Origin of the sequence: Aquabacterium sp., assembly GCF_016234775.1 — a bacterium.
In the GTDB taxonomy this organism is placed as follows: Bacteria; Pseudomonadota; Gammaproteobacteria; order Burkholderiales; family Burkholderiaceae_C; genus Aquabacterium.
The window spans coordinates 1-14381 of the sequence record NZ_JACRAH010000053.1; the positions used below are offsets into that span (position 1 = coordinate 1).

Below are 14381 nucleotides of genomic sequence, written 5' to 3' on the forward strand. Positions count from 1 at the left end.
GCTGGCAAGGTCGCCAACGTCTCCTTCAGCGCATCTTGAAGCAAGCCCATGAAATAAAAAGGGAACGTGAAACACGTTCCCTTTTTACAGCCTGTCAGATCACGCGAGGCTTAACTGACTGGCATTGCCCTGCGGGATGCCATGGTCGTGATAGATCTGCGTTGTCGTGGCTGTCCACTTGTTCAGGAGCCTGGTCAGCTCCGTGCAGAAGTCATGGTCAAGGCCAATTTCCTTAAGCATATGGCGCAGCACGTTGTGATCAATGCTGTCGTAGAACGCCGTGAGATCAAAGCTCGCGGTCCACACGTAGCCGTTAGCAAATACTGTCTCTGCAGCCTTGTTGAACGCCTTGTAGCCATCGGTCCATCGGCGGTAGAACCACAGGCTCGACGCACCCGCGTACTGGTGGCCGAATACCTGGCGGTTGTACTTGCTTCTGACGCGCGGGTGCAGACGCTCGGCGACGATATTGGCCATCGCCTGGTACACGATCTGATCCTCGATGCTCAGCAAAGTGTACGGCCGCAGGATGCCCGAAGGCTTCGGTAGGAAGAGCTTGCACGCGTCGGACGGCTCGAAGATGCTTCGATCCAGTCGATCTTTCAAATGCTTGAGCAGAGCCCCGTCTGCGGTCGCGTAGGCCGAGTACAACTCCCTGAAGTGCGACTTGTACGTCCGATCTGGATTCGAGCGAATCCATTGCCAGGCTCTCTGCAGATTGTCTAGACGTGCGGCGGACTTCGGGAATGGCATAACGAGAGTGTCGTGCAGGAAAGCGTCTTTACGCGGAGGAAGACTTCAATCGTCATCGGATCGCTCAACTTCCGACCAGATCGTCAAGACACTGCCAGCCTCACCTTTTCTCCGAAATTCGCATGGCATGGTACCTGCCGACTTCCGCTCAGCATAACGAGAATTTGCGCGCTGACATTCCCGGTCTGCTTCTTGTGCTTTAGCTGCCGCTTGGAAGGTGGATCGGCAAAGGCTGGAATCAGCCTTCAGCGTACATAGATAGAGCCACTGAAACTGCAGGCCTCTAGCCGAATCAAGTGCTCATGCCCTCGCGCCCAGCAGCCTATGCGGCACCCCCAGCGAGGCACCCAGGGCTGAGTCGGCCTGCGGCTGGGCGCCTCGTTGGTGCTGAGGAGCGCAGCCGGAACGTGGGCACGCGCAGCGTGCTTCGTCATCTGACTCGACGGAGCTGTTTGACCGGAGTGGCCGTCAGGCCACGCAGGGAGTTCTCCGTCGCCACGTTCTGGCGAGCACCGCAAGGGAGCCCTGCCAAGGGCAGGGCCGCCAACGTGAAGCCTGGCCGCAGGTCGACTCAGACCCCGCCTCGCGCTCCCCCGACAAAGCGCTTCCATTCCATTCAATTCAAACCATCACAAAAACCGCTCAAGCAACTTCCGCGAATGCTTGTCCAGCGCCAGCCGGTCTTGCACGATGAAGCTCACGCCATGCCCGCCCGTGATCAGCAAACGGCCTTCACCCAAACGGCGAATGTCGTCTTCAGTCTTCAGCACGAAGTCAGTACGACCCCGGTCTGTACTAACGGTCCAGGTGCTCGGCGTCGAGAAAGTAGAAACAGCCTCGATCGCCTTGATCACCGGCGCGAAATCACGGCTCGCCAGCTCTTCCTCCAGCAAGGCTCGCATCGCCGAAGGCAGGCCGCTGATGCGGTCCACCCAGGCCAGCTCATGCCCATCCGGGCTGACGATGGACAAGCCCTCATCAGGCGCCGCAATCGGGAAGGCACGCACCGGCACCACGCCCACATGCGCCTCACCATCGGCGCCAGTGAACACGAGTCGGCCAAAGGCATTGCGTTCGAGAGAAAAGTTCGGGGTGCTCATGGGGTCAACCTTCTTGTCACTCGGCATCGATCAACGCATCTTGCTCGGCCTTGCGGGCCTGGGCCTCATACAGGCGCCAATAAGCGCCTTGCTTGGCCATCAACTCATCATGCGGGCCCACCTCCACCACCTGGCCACGGTCCATCACCACCAGGCGATCGGCCTTGCGCAGCGTGGACAGCCGGTGGGCAATCGCGATCGTCGTGCGCCCTTGCACCAGGTTGTCCAACGCCTTCTGGATTTCCTTCTCCGTCTCGGTGTCCACCGATGAGGTGGCCTCGTCCAGGATCAGGATGCGCGGGTTGATCAGCAGTGCGCGTGCAATCGAGATGCGCTGGCGCTCACCACCCGACAAGCCCTGGCCACGCTCGCCCACCAGCGAGTCATAACCTTGCGGCAGGCGCAAGATGAACTCGTGCGCATGGGCAGCACGCGCGGCGGCCACGATCTCGTCGCGGGTCGCATCCGGCTTGCCGTAGGCGATGTTCTCGGCAATCGTGCCAAAGAACAAAAACGGCTCCTGCAATACCAGGCCAATGTGCTTGCGGAAGTCCGACACGCCAATGCGGCGCACGTCCACGCCATCAACCTTGATCGCGCCATCCGTCACGTCATAAAAACGGCACAGCAGATTGACCAGCGTGCTCTTGCCCGAGCCGCTGTGGCCCACCAGGCCAATCATCTCGCCGGGTTTGATCTCCAGATTCAGGCCACGGATCACCGAGCGGCTGCCATAGCGAAAGCCAATGCTCTCCATGGTGATGCCGCCTTGCAGTGCGGGCAGTTTGACCGGGTTGGCCGGCTCCGGCACGCTGGAGACGTGATCCAGGATGTCGAAGATGCGCTTGGCGCCCGCCGCCGCTTTTTGTGTGACCGACACGATGCGGCTCATTGAATCCAGCCGGCCGTAGAAGCGGCCGATGTAGGCGATGAAGGCCGTCAGCACACCGACGGTGATCTGTTCCTTCGACACCAGCCAGATGCCGAAGGACCACACCACCAGCAGCCCGATTTCCGTCATCAGGGCGACGGTGGGCGAGAACAGCGACCAGGTCTTGTTGAGCTTGTCGTTGATGTCCAGGTTGTGCTTGTTGGCGTCATGAAAGCGCTTGGATTCGCGGTGTTCCTGCGCAAAGGCCTTGACCACGCGGATGCCGGGAATGGTGTCGGCCAGCACATTGGTGACCTCGCCCCACACGCGGTCGATCTTCTCGAAACCGGTGCGCAGCTTCTCGCGCACGAGGTGGATCATCCAGGCGATGAAGGGCAGGGGGATCAGGGTGACCAGGGCCAGCCAGGGGTTGATGGAGAACAGGATGACGGCGGTCATGCCGATCATCAGCACATCAGTGGCGAAATCGAGCGCGTGCAGCGACAGGAAGACGCTGATGCGGTCGGTCTCCGACCCGATGCGCGACATCAGATCCCCCGTGCGCTTGCTGCCGAAGTAGTCCAGCGACAGGTTGAGCAGGTGGTCAAAGGTGGTGGTGCGCAGGTCGGCGCTGATGCGCTCGGACACCAGGGCCAGCAGATAGGTGCGTGCCCAGCCCAGGCCCCAGGCCAGCAAGGCCGAGCCCAGCAGGCCACCCATCAGCATGGCCACCAGCCAGGGGTCGATGGTGCGGCTGGTCTGGAAGGGGATCAGCACCTTGTCCATCAGTGGGATGGTCAGGTAGGGCGGCACCAGGGTGGCGGCGGTCGAGGCCAGGGTCAGCAGGAAGCCGGCCAGCAGTTGCCCTTGGTACGGCTTGGCGAAGCGCCACAGGCGCAGCAGCACCCAGGTGGAGGGGGGCGTCTGCAGTTCGCGGGTGCAAACCGGACATTCGTCGCTGTCCGGTGGCAGCTGGGCCTTGCAGGTCGGGCACTGGGTGCTGTCGTCCTCTTCGGGGGCTTGTCCGGTTTTCAGGGTGAGCTGGCGGCGTTCGAACTGTTCCAGCAGGCGCAGCACCTGCACCTGAACGTCCAGCGTGAAACGCCAGAATGCGACACGCTGATTCGCATTGTGCAATTCCAGGGTGCCGACGCCAGCGTGGTCCTGCTGGCGCAGTTGCAGATCCGGCGTCAGGGGCCAGCTTTGCCAGGTGGTTTCTCCTGGGGTGCGGGTCAGCAGACGCTGGTCGGTCAGCACAATCGGGGACGCTTTGAACCGAAGTTGAGCATCCAAGTCAACCTCCAGCCGACTCAATACGTTTTCATCTGAGGCCAGCTGCAATTCTGCGCTGGTCGGGTCTTGGTCGGCATGATGCCTGTGGGCGTCAACTGGATGGTTTTTGTGCATGGTTCGGTATTAACGCGTGAGGGCACCTGTTCGGATGACCTCCGAGCGAAGCCCGCCATTTTCCCCCATTGCCAGGCGATGGGGCGCGTTAAGCAAGGCACAATCACGGGTTTACCCGATTCCCCAGCCGGTCCGACTGACCAAACGGACGCTTTACCCCCGCTGGACATGAGCAAAAAGAACGACATCAAGCTGCTGCGCATCAACTACCTGCGCGGCCCCAACATCTGGACTTACCGTCCGGTGCTGGAAGTCTGGCTGGACCTGGGTGAGCTGGAGGATTACCCCTCCAACAAGCTGCCCGGCTTCAACGAACGCCTCACCAAGCTGATGCCCGCACTGGTGGAGCACCACTGTGGCGTGGGTGAACGCGGTGGTTTCATCGAGCGTTTGACCGAGGGCACCTGGGCCGGGCACATCCTGGAACACGTCGTCATCGAATTGCTGAACCTGTCGGGCATGCCCACTGGTTTTGGTCAGACCCGCAGCACCTCGCAGCATGGCGTTTACCGCATGGTGTTCCGTGCTCGTGACGAGCAAGTCGCCCGCACCGCCCTGAAAGAAGGCCACGCCTTGCTGATGGCCGCGATCAACGACGAGCCATTCGATGTGGCCAAGGCGGTGGAAGAAGTCCGCACGCACATCGATGATTACTACCTCGGCCCTTCTACCGCCGCCATCGTGGGTGCCGCGACTGATCGTCGGATTCCGCACATTCGTCTGAATGATGGCAACCTGGTGCAGCTGGGTTATGGCGCCGCGCAGCGCCGCATCTGGACGGCCGAGTCCGAACTGACCAGCGCGATCGCGGAAGGCATCTCCCGCGACAAGGATCTGACCAAGAGCCTGCTGAAGTCCTGCGGCGTGCCGGTGCCGGAAGGCCAGATCGTCAATTCTGTGGACGAAGCCTGGGAAGCCGCTGAAGACATCGGCCTGCCCGTGGTGGTCAAGCCTACCGACGGCAACCATGGCCGTGGCGTGTCGCTGGATTTGAACTCGCGTGAAGACGTGGAGGCCGCCTACAAGCTGGCCGAGCAGCATGGCTCCGACGTGCTGGTCGAGCGCTACATCCGTGGCGACGAGCACCGCATCCTGGTGGTCGGCGGCAAGGTGGTGGCGGCAGCCCGTGGCGAGAGCGCCTGGGTGACGGGCGACGGCAAGTCCACCGTGATCGAGCTGATCGACCTGCAACTCAACACTGACCCACGTCGTGGCCTGACGGAAGACTTCCCGCTCAACCGCATCAACATCGAAGAAGATGAAGTGGTGCTGCTGGATCTGCAGCGCCAGGGCCTGACGGCGCACGCCGTGCCCGCCGATGGTCGCCGCGTGCTGATTCAGCGCAACGGCAATGTGGCGCTGGACTGCACGGATCAGGTCCACCCCGATGTGGCCTATCTGGTGGGCCTGGCTGCCCGCGTGGTGGGCCTGGACATCGCCGGTGTGGACGTGGTGGCGCAAGACATCTCCAAGCCCTTGCTGGCGCAAGGCGGTGCGGTGGTGGAAGTCAATGCCGGCCCCGGTCTGCTGATGCACCTCAAGCCCGCCGAAGGCCTGCCGCGCCCCGTTGGCAAGGCCATCGTGGATCACCTCTTTGACGAAGACGCCTCGGGCCGCGTGCCCATCATCGGCGTGGCCGGTTCGCAAGGCACCAGCAACATCGCCCGCCTGACGGCCTGGCTGCTGCACTTGAGTGGCAAGCACGTGGGCCTGGCCTGCCGCGAGGGCCTGTATCTGGGCAGCCGCCGGGTCGAAGCCGGTGACCGTGCCAACTGGGCAGCCGGCCAACGCTTGCTGATGAACCGTGAGGTCAATGCCGTCGTGCTGGAAAACGGCGCGGCCAGCATCCTCAACGACGGCCTGGCCTATGACCGCTGCGCCGTGGGCGTGGTGACCGACCTGCTGGGCGCCGAAGCCCCGGTGGACGCCACCCTGGCCGAGCACGACATCCACGAAACCGGCCAGATGTTCAAGGTGCTGCGCACCCAGGTGGACGTGGTGCTGCCCGATGGTGTGGCCGTGCTCAACGCGGCCGACGATCGCCTGGTCGAGATGGCCGATCTGTGTGATGGCGAAGTCATCTTCTACGATCTGGATCACCACAATCCGGCCATGGTGGCGCACCGCGCCAAGGGTGGCCGCACCGTGTCGATCGACGGGCACCATGTGCTGCTCACGCACAACGGCTACATGCCGGTGCGTTGCGCCGATCTGAACAGCGCCGCAGCCCGCCGCATGACGGATGCCGGCACCGATCACGCCATTCCGGGCGCCAGCGTCAAATCGCTGTTGGCCGCTGTGGCCGTGGCCTGGGCCCTGGGCATCCCGTCCGAGCTGATCGCCGCTGGCCTGGAAACCTTTGATCCTTCTCCCAAAGCCGTTCGCTGAACGGTGCGCTCAAACAAGAGAACACGCTGATGGACGTTTCACGCATCAGGGCCCTGCGCGGCCCCAATCTCTGGAGTCGCCACACCGCCATTGAGGCTGTTGTGGCGTGCGACCCCCAAGAGCGCGCCATTGAACAGTTGCCAGGCTTTGAAGATGCCTTGCGCAAGGTCTTCCCCTCGCTGGGCCCCTTGCGTCCGGATGGCCGCCCCGGGCAGATCAGCCTGGCGCATGTGCTCGAAGCCGCCACGCTGGCCTTGCAGGCCCAGGCAGGTTGCCCGGTGACCTTCAGCCGCACGGCGCAGACGGTCGAAACCGGCGTCTACCAGGTCGTGGTTGAGTACAGCGAAGAGCAGGTTGGCCGGCTGGCTTTCGACAAGGCTCAGGCCCTGCTGCAAGCCGCGCTGGCCGGTGGCGAGTTTGACGTGGATGCCGCGCTGGCTGAGTTGCGCGAGCTCGATGAAGACGTGCGTCTGGGGCCCTCAACCGGCTCCATTGTGTCGGCTGCTGCCGCCCGAGGCATTCCCTGGCGTCGCCTGACCACGGGCAGCCTGGTGCAGTTCGGCTGGGGCTCCAAGCAACGCCGCATCTGGGCTGCCGAGGTGGATGACACCAGCGCGGTGTCGGAATCCATTGCGCAAGACAAGGACCTGACCAAGCGCCTGCTGGCTGCGGCGGGTGTGCCCGTGCCCATTGGCCGCCCCGTTGAAGACGTGGACGATGCCTGGGTGGTGGCGCAAGAGATCGGCCTGCCGGTCGTGTGCAAGCCGCAAGATGGCAACCAGGGCAAGGGCGTGACGGTCAACATCACCACCCGCGAACAGCTGGAAACGGCCTTCAAGGCTGCGGCCGATATCGGCGACGTGATGGTGGAAAAGTACCTGCCTGGCAACGACTTCCGCCTGCTGGTGGTGGGCGACAGGCTGGTGGCTGCCGCGCGCCGCGATCCGCCGCATGTGATTGGCGACGGCACCCACACCGTGCGAGAGCTGGTGGACAAGGTCAACGCCGACCCACGTCGAGGCGAAGGGCATGCCACCTCGCTGACCAAGATCCGCTTTGATGACATCGCCATCGCGCGCCTGTCCGATCAGGGTCTCAAGCCTGAAACGGTGCCTGAAAAGGGCCGCCGCGTCATCCTGCGCAACAACGCGAACTTGTCCACCGGCGGTACCGCCACCGATGTGACCGACGACGTGCACCCTGAAGTGGCGGCTCGCGCCATCGCGGCAGCCCAGACCATCGGCCTGGAAATCTGCGGTGTGGACGTGCTGGCTGAGAGCGTGCACAAGCCGCTGGAAGACCAGAATGGCGGCATCGTCGAAGTGAACGCCGCACCTGGCCTGCGCATGCACCTGTCGCCGTCTTACGGCAAGGGCCGTAATGTGGGCGAGGCCATGGTGGCCAAGATGTACAAGACCGGTGACGACGGGCGCATCCCCGTGGTGGCCGTGACCGGCACCAACGGCAAGACCACGACCGCGCGCCTGACCGCACACCTGCTGGCCACCAGTGGCCTGCGCGTGGGCATGACCAATACCGATGGCGTGTACGTGAACGGCCGTCAGATTGACAGTGGTGATTGCGCCGGCCCCAAGAGCGCCCGCAACGTGCTGATGCACCCTGATGTGGACGCCGCCGTGTTTGAAACCGCGCGTGGCGGCATCCTGCGCGAAGGCCTGGGTTACGACCGCTGCCAGACCGCCGTGGTGACCAACATTGGCGCGGGTGATCACCTGGGTCTGAACTACATCACCACGGTGGAAGACCTGGCCGTGCTCAAGCGCGTGATCGTGATGAACGTGGCGCCCAACGGTTATGCCGTGCTCAACGCCACCGACCCCATCGTCACGGCCATGGCGCCCAAGTGCCCGGGCGGCATCATCTATTTCGCTGGTGACCCGCACAACCCTGTGCTGACGGCCCACCGCGCCCAAGGCAAGCGCACCCTGTGCGTGGACGGCGATGCCATCGTGGCATCCGAAGGTAACTGGCGCGAAAGCCTGCTGCTGCGTGACATCCCCATCACGCGCAATGGCAGCATCGGCTTCCAGGTCGACAACGTCATGGCGGCCATCGGTGCGGCCTGGAGTTCAGGGCTGGATTGGGACACCATCCGCCGCGGGCTGGCCAGCTTCGTCAATGATGCCGACAACGCCCCCGGGCGGTTCAACGTCATGGACTTCCGCGGCGCCACCGTGATCGCCGACTATGGCCACAACCCGGACGCCATGCGTGCGCTGGTGTCGGCCGTGAATGGCTTGCCCGCCAAGCGCCGCTCGGTGGTGATCAGCGGGGCGGGTGACCGTCGCGACGAAGACATCCGCGAGCAAACCGCCATTCTGGGTGATGCCTTTGACGAGCTGATCTTGTTCCAGGATGCCTGTCAGCGTGGCCGTGAAGACGGCGAGGTGCTCAACCTCCTGCGCGAAGGACTGGCCAAGGCGCAGCGTGCCCAGAAGGTTGACGAGGTCCGTGGCGAGTTTGTGGCCATCGACCAGGCCCTGGATCGCCTGCAGCCCGGTGACTTGTGTCTGATCCTGGTGGACCAGGTCGAAGAGGCGCTGGCCCATCTGGCCAAGCGTTGTGCGGAGGCTCAGCAAGCGGCCTGATCGCGTCAAGTCCTGCTGATTCAACGCGCGGCCGGGGTGTGCAAAATGTGCGCCCCGGCCGCGTGCTTTTCTGGGAGATCAAACCGCTGGTCAGTCTGTGGTGCCATGATGGCGACACTGCGAAAGTGGAGTCCCGAACATGCTCAGAGCCTTGTCTGATGGCGCCCTGCAAGACCTGATTCAAGAGGATGCCCCCTACGGTGATCTGACCACCATGGGCTTGGGGCTGGGCGACATGCCTGGCCGTGTCGTGATGGCGGCCAGACAGCCCATGACGGTATGCGGCACGGAAGAGGCTGCTCGCTTGTTCGAGTTGTACGGCGCCACGGCCACGTTGCTCGCGCCGTCAGGCAAGCATGTGCTGGGCGGCGCCGAGTTGATCAGCGCGCATGGCCGTGCTGCGACCTTGCTGCTGGTATGGAAGGTGGCGCAGACCTTGATGGAGTACGCCAGTGGCATCGCCAGCGAGGTGGCGCGCATGGTGACCGAGCTGCGTGCAGCCGGGCATGTTCAGCCCGTGGCCTGTACGCGCAAGACCTTTCCGGGAACGCGCGCCTTGTCGGTCAAGGCCGTTTTGAGTGGCGGTGGGATCATGCACCGCATGGGCTTGTCAGAGACCATGTTGCTGTTCCCTGAGCACCGCCTCTTTCTGGATGTCAGCACCGACGACATGGTGGGCCGCCTGCGCAAGTACCAGCCTGAAAAACGCCTGGTGGTGGAGGTGGGCAGCATGCAGGAGGCCCTGGCTCTTGCCACCTCCGGCGCCGATGTGCTGCAACTGGAGCGCTTCACGCCGGAGGTCGTGAGGCAATGCAAGGTGGCGCTGCACACCAGTCATCTGCATCCGACGCTGGCTGTGGCGGGAGGTGTGAATGCCAGCAATGCGGTGGCCTACGCTGAGGCTGGTGCCGACATCCTGGTGTCATCGGCGCCGTATCACGCACCACCGCGTGATGTGGAGGTGCGCTTCTCTCGTGATGTGTAGACCTGGCGCTTCAGTGTTGTGCTTGGCCAGTCAGCCAGGCGGCGCGGATGAGTCGCCCACAATCTACCGACTGAACGGCAGGCTTCTGGTCTGGGTCGTCTGTGCGTATACCGCTGCGGTCTTCACGCGCGAGCACGCCGTAAAAGGTCTTGCTGGCATCTATCCAGGGATAGAAGCCGAATGCGCCTGGGCTGCTGAAGGCGCCGTCGCCCACCTTGGGGTCGTCTTCCACCCAGTGGCCGATCGAGTAGTGCCAGGTTTCGGTTTGTGGAATGGGTGTCTTGATGGCCTCATTCGGGCAGGTCTGCGGATTGGCGCACACCGCGTTTGAGCCCAGCAGCTTGCTCATCTGGAGGTCGCCTTGCAGGATGCCCCTCAGGAAGCGGGCGTAGTTGGCGGCCGTGCCATGTGCACCACCAGCCAGTTGAGGCTGGTTGTAGCCGATGTGCCAATCCGGGCCCAGTGATCGCATGCTGCGCTTGATGGCACCAGCCAGTTGCGCGTTGTCCATGTCGCCCAGGCCCATCATCACGGCATGCTTTTGCATGTGCCCGCCGTTGTAGTCGAACACATGGGCCGTGGCGCTGTCGGGGCGTCCCCGCCCGTTGAGCAGGCTGGATTGGCATTCGCCAACGGTCTGGCCGCGTGTGCAGATCCTGAATCGGGTGTAGCCGCTGCGGAAGCTCAGAAAGCGGATGTCTTCGTCGCTGAGGCGACCCTCGCGCTGCTGTGCCACGTAGGCGCCATAAAGCCACTTCGAGGCAGAAGCCAGCGCCATGGCGGTGTTGCCATCAGGCGCTTGTTGGCCGATCGAGCCGCCAGCGAGTTGGCGTTGGCCGTTGCCGATCTCCCAGTAAAAGGGCTGGGCGGCCACGCAGGCTTGCGCTTTGTGTGCGGTTTCTTGCGCCGCGCGCGTGCGTTGGGATGGTGTGGCCTTCTCTGCCTGTGTGCCCGCTTGGGCGAATGCAGCTGTGGTCAGGCAGATGGTCAACAAGGCAGCGTTGCGCATGCGCGTCTCCGAAGTCAGGGGGCGCACAGTCAGTGAGGCCCGGGCTTTCACAACGCAAGCCACCTGGCTTTCGATGACGATGTCACGAAGCTTTACACGCGGGCTCAGTAGTTGATCGCGTAACGGTAGCCCCGGTACTTGAACACCGCTGACTTCAACCTGATTTCTTCCAGCAACAAGCCTTGATAGGGTTGATCGCCTTCATGGAAGACCTGGCTGTTGATGATCAGCATGCGGCTGGATGGTGTCTCGGAGTACATGGCGCCACCAATCACCAGTTGAGGCAGGTCACGCCGAACGTCTTCCGGCAGTTCGTTGATGGAGGGTACGCGGGCATTGGCCTGTGGCGCGGTCGCCGTTGCCGATGCGTTCGAGGTGGTACGGGCCGGTGTGGGAGCCGGCGCGGCGGCGGGGGCGGGTACCTGGGGGGGGGGCGTGGCGGGTTCACGCACCGGTTGGGCTACTGGCACACGCGCCACGACCTCGGGTTCCGTGGACGGAGGGGCCGGCGGCGGCGGGTAAGGCACGGCGTTGCCCGTCAGGTTTGGCGGTACGGGCGACACAGGGGCAGTCGCCATCTCAGGTACTGGCATGGGCGCAGCAGCTTGTGGTGCTGGTTCACGCATGAGCAGTTGCCAGCTCAATACGGCGATCAGGCAGAGGCCCACGCCCGCACCAAGCCACACGGCTGGCGCGACGGCCTTGCGACCACCTGCGTCATCGTCTTCAATCTGGCCCAGTGGTTGCGAGTGCAAGCCCGGCACCGTGCCACGCTCGCGTTCGGCATCAGCCTTCTTGAGGGCGTCAAGGATGTAGGACATCGTTTCGTCTCGCGGTGGTCTGGCCGGTTTGCAATCGAGGCTCCTCGATGCCGACAGCCCGGTTGATCAGCATGAAGGTCGTGGCGCCCACCACACCATCTGGCTTGAGGCCTTGAGCCATTTGGAAAGCGTACACCCGCGACTGCATGGTGGCATCAAAAACCTGCTTGCCCGCTGGCGCGGCAGTCTTGTCGATCTTGCTGAGCTGGATGGCGAGCCAGTCCACCACGACACCCGTGTTGCCGGGCAGGATCTTCATCCTGAACTCAGGCGGTGTGCGCCAGAAGGTGGTGAAGTCTCCTCGCCACATGCTGGCCAGTGCGCTCAGCGGCAGGGCATAGGTGTGGCCATCGAACTGCAATAGTGCGGTCTGGTCCCTCAGGCCGGTCAGCAGTGCATAGATGGCCTGGTTGCGGTCATCGTGCAAGGCCAGCACAACCGGGCGCTCCAGCTGACGTATCAGTGCCAGGCCACCACTGTTGCGGAAGCAGGCGAGGTTCTGTTGCTGCGCCTGGGTGCAGGCATCGCCGCCTTCGCCCAGCGTGATCTGCCACATTGGGGCAAGGGCCCGCAGCGCATCCTTTTCCTTGCGGAAGGCCGATTGGTACACCATGCGGGCGTCGATCGGCGGCGCAGCCAAAGACGTGCTCATGGTTCCGCCGGAAGCCGAGGATGCCGTATGTTGGCTCGCGCTGGCCGCGCGTGTTGCAGAAGCCGCTCGGGCCACGTCCTTGCCAGGCAGCTTCGATGTCTGGTTCTTCTGGTGTTGATGCAACCAGGCAGCACCACCTATCCCCGCGATGGCGGCAAACAGCAGGCCGCCAGCCAGCCAGGGCATCCAGGGTTCCTGCTTGCCCTTCTTGCGGCGAGGTGGTGTGCCGGAGGCGCTGGTGGACGTGGGTTTGGGCGTGCCTTGATGCGTTTGAGCGGTCTTGGCCGTCTGGAAAACCTCCTGGGCCGCCTTGTCCACGATCTGCCGATCCACCTTGCTTTTATTTTCAACATAGGCGCCCAGCAGCGCCCGGTCACACAGCAGGTTGATGCGGCGCGGCACCCCACCCGTGAGCTGGTGAATGCGGCGCACAGCCTTGGTGTCAAACAAGCGGCCCCGTTTGAGCCCGCCAATGGACAGGCGGTGCTGGATGTACTGCCCGGTCTCTTCTTCGGTCAGCGCCTCCAGGTGGAAGTGCGCGATCACGCGCTGGGCGAGCTGCTCCAGTTCGGGCTGGGCCAGCATGGTGCGCAACTCGGGCTGGCCGATCAGCATGATCTGCAGGAGCTTGCGTTCGCTGGTCTCCAGATTGGTCAGCAGGCGCAACTGCTCCAGCACGTCGGTGGACAAGTTCTGGGCTTCGTCGATGATGAGGACGTTGTTCTGCCCGACGGCGTGCGTCTTGAGCAGGAACTCGTTGAGCGGGTCAACATAGTCCTTGATGGTGGCCTGGCCGGGGCCCTGGTGCTCGTAGGGGATGCGGAACTCGTCGCACACCGACTTGAGCAGTTCGGCCACTGTCACCTTCGGGTTGAAGATGTAGGCCACGTTCGTGCGGCGCGGGATCTGCTCCAGAAAGCAGCGGCAGACCGTGGTCTTGCCTGCGCCGATCTCGCCCGTGAGCACCACGAAGCCACCGCCACCGCCCACGCCATACAGCAGGTGAGCGAGCGCCTCGCGATGGCGTTCGCTCATGAACAGGTAACGCGGGTCGGGCGCGATCGAGAACGGCGCCTGTTTCAGGCCGAAATATTGCGCGTACATGGGGCAAGCATAGCCTTACTGTGGCCAAGTCCGTGACAGTGGACATCCCACCACAGGCGGGCAGCCGTCTCAGGGGCAAAATGAAGTGTTCCCTCACGCCATTTCCTTGTCTCGCGCTGCATGTCGCATTCCCGTCACCCCGTTCCCCCCGCCGCGCCAGACGGCCCCGGTGCGGCGACCTACGTCGTGGACACCAATGTGATCCTGGTTGCCAACGGCCAGCACCCCGGCGTCACGCAGGACTGCATCCGGCGCTGTGTGCATTGGCTGGAGGCCCTCATGGTCTCGGGGCGTGTGGCGGTGGACGAGGGCTACGAGATCGTGCGCGAATACCAGCACAAGACCCACGCCAGCAACGGTCAGGGCAAGGGGGATGCCTTCCTGCGCTGGCTGCTGCATGAGCTGGACAACCCGGCGCGTTGCGATCAGGTGGCCTTGCTGCCCCAGGCTGAGCGGGGTTTTGAAGCCTTTCCCGACGACCCGGCGCTGGCTGCTTTTGATTCAGCCGATCGCAAGTTCGTGGCTGTGGCCCGCACACATCCGGAGGCGCCTGTCATCCTGCAGGCGGCCGATTCCAAATGGCTGGACTGGTCACCCGCCTTGCTGCAGCACGGGGTGCGCGTCCAGTTTCTGTGCGACGCCGAGTTGCACCAGTTCCACATCCACAAGTTTGGCCAATGAG

At 63.5% G+C, this 14381-nt stretch carries 10 protein-coding genes; 4 read left to right on the top strand and 6 right to left on the bottom strand.

The window, feature by feature from the left end:
* Positions 1 to 99: 99 nt before the first annotated feature.
* The 3 genes from HY836_RS16625 to HY836_RS16635 form a co-directional block, all read right to left on the bottom strand.
* Positions 100 to 753, bottom strand: coding sequence for a reverse transcriptase domain-containing protein (locus HY836_RS16625; protein ID WP_290678304.1), 654 nt, complete (start codon positions 751 to 753; stop codon positions 100 to 102).
* Between the two features lie 629 nt (positions 754 to 1382).
* Entirely contained in the window at positions 1383 to 1853 is a 471-nt protein-coding gene (locus tag HY836_RS16630; protein WP_290678307.1) for a DUF1854 domain-containing protein, read from the bottom strand.
* A 16-nt stretch (positions 1854 to 1869) separates the two neighbouring features.
* Positions 1870 to 4131 carry an ABC transporter ATP-binding protein gene (locus HY836_RS16635; protein ID WP_290678310.1) on the bottom strand — a complete coding sequence of 754 codons (2262 nt, stop codon included), beginning with the start codon at positions 4129 to 4131 and terminating at the stop codon, positions 1870 to 1872.
* A 168-nt stretch (positions 4132 to 4299) separates the two neighbouring features.
* Here HY836_RS16635 and cphA (HY836_RS16640) point away from each other — a divergent pair, with 168 nt between their 5' ends.
* The 3 genes from cphA (HY836_RS16640) to modD all read left to right on the top strand — a co-directional run bounded on the left by cphA (HY836_RS16640) (position 4300) and on the right by modD (position 10113).
* Positions 4300 to 6519 carry a cyanophycin synthetase gene (cphA, locus tag HY836_RS16640; RefSeq protein WP_290678313.1) on the top strand — a complete coding sequence of 740 codons (2220 nt, stop codon included), beginning with the start codon at positions 4300 to 4302 and terminating at the stop codon, positions 6517 to 6519.
* 29 nt (positions 6520 to 6548) lie between these two features.
* A complete protein-coding gene (gene cphA, locus HY836_RS16645) occupies positions 6549 to 9128 on the top strand; it encodes a cyanophycin synthetase (protein ID WP_290678316.1) in 2580 nt (859 codons plus the stop codon).
* Positions 9129 to 9267: 139 nt separating this feature from the next.
* Positions 9268 to 10113 carry a ModD protein gene (gene modD / locus HY836_RS16650; protein WP_290678319.1) on the top strand — a complete coding sequence of 282 codons (846 nt, stop codon included), beginning with the start codon at positions 9268 to 9270 and terminating at the stop codon, positions 10111 to 10113.
* Positions 10114 to 10123: 10 nt separating this feature from the next.
* On the opposite strand, the gene HY836_RS16655 is transcribed toward modD, so the two are convergent.
* From HY836_RS16655 to HY836_RS16665, 3 genes are all read right to left on the bottom strand, one after another.
* Positions 10124 to 11122 (bottom strand): hypothetical protein, encoded by a 999-nt coding sequence (locus tag HY836_RS16655; RefSeq protein ID WP_290678321.1) that lies wholly within the window; start codon positions 11120 to 11122, stop codon positions 10124 to 10126.
* 104 nt (positions 11123 to 11226) lie between these two features.
* A complete protein-coding gene (locus HY836_RS16660) occupies positions 11227 to 11943 on the bottom strand; it encodes a general secretion pathway protein GspB (RefSeq protein WP_290678324.1) in 717 nt (238 codons plus the stop codon).
* Positions 11927 to 13699: an AAA family ATPase gene (locus HY836_RS16665; RefSeq protein WP_290678326.1), complete on the bottom strand. Its 1773-nt coding sequence runs from the start codon at positions 13697 to 13699 to the stop codon at positions 11927 to 11929. Before HY836_RS16665 ends, HY836_RS16660 begins: the two co-directional genes overlap by 17 nt.
* 120 nt (positions 13700 to 13819) lie before the next feature.
* On the opposite strand from HY836_RS16665, the gene HY836_RS16670 reads away from it, so the two are divergent.
* A complete protein-coding gene (locus HY836_RS16670) occupies positions 13820 to 14380 on the top strand; it encodes a hypothetical protein (protein ID WP_290678328.1) in 561 nt (186 codons plus the stop codon).
* The last annotated feature ends 1 nt before the right edge of the window (position 14381 follow it).

Excerpts from the sequence above, each read along its gene's own strand:
- HY836_RS16625 (WP_290678304.1), bottom strand. The coding sequence starts at position 753 with ATGCCATTCCCGAAGTCCGCCGCACGTCTAGACAATCTGCAGAGAGCC.
- HY836_RS16630 (WP_290678307.1), bottom strand. The coding sequence starts at position 1,853 with ATGAGCACCCCGAACTTTTCTCTCGAACGCAATGCCTTTGGCCGACTC.
- HY836_RS16635 (WP_290678310.1), bottom strand. The coding sequence starts at position 4,131 with ATGCACAAAAACCATCCAGTTGACGCCCACAGGCATCATGCCGACCAA.
- cphA (WP_290678313.1), top strand. The coding sequence starts at position 4,300 with ATGAGCAAAAAGAACGACATCAAGCTGCTGCGCATCAACTACCTGCGC.
- cphA (WP_290678316.1), top strand. The coding sequence starts at position 6,549 with ATGGACGTTTCACGCATCAGGGCCCTGCGCGGCCCCAATCTCTGGAGT.
- modD (WP_290678319.1), top strand. The coding sequence starts at position 9,268 with ATGCTCAGAGCCTTGTCTGATGGCGCCCTGCAAGACCTGATTCAAGAG.
- HY836_RS16655 (WP_290678321.1), bottom strand. The coding sequence starts at position 11,122 with ATGCGCAACGCTGCCTTGTTGACCATCTGCCTGACCACAGCTGCATTC.
- HY836_RS16660 (WP_290678324.1), bottom strand. The coding sequence starts at position 11,943 with ATGTCCTACATCCTTGACGCCCTCAAGAAGGCTGATGCCGAACGCGAG.
- HY836_RS16665 (WP_290678326.1), bottom strand. The coding sequence starts at position 13,699 with ATGTACGCGCAATATTTCGGCCTGAAACAGGCGCCGTTCTCGATCGCG.
- HY836_RS16670 (WP_290678328.1), top strand. The coding sequence starts at position 13,820 with ATGTCGCATTCCCGTCACCCCGTTCCCCCCGCCGCGCCAGACGGCCCC.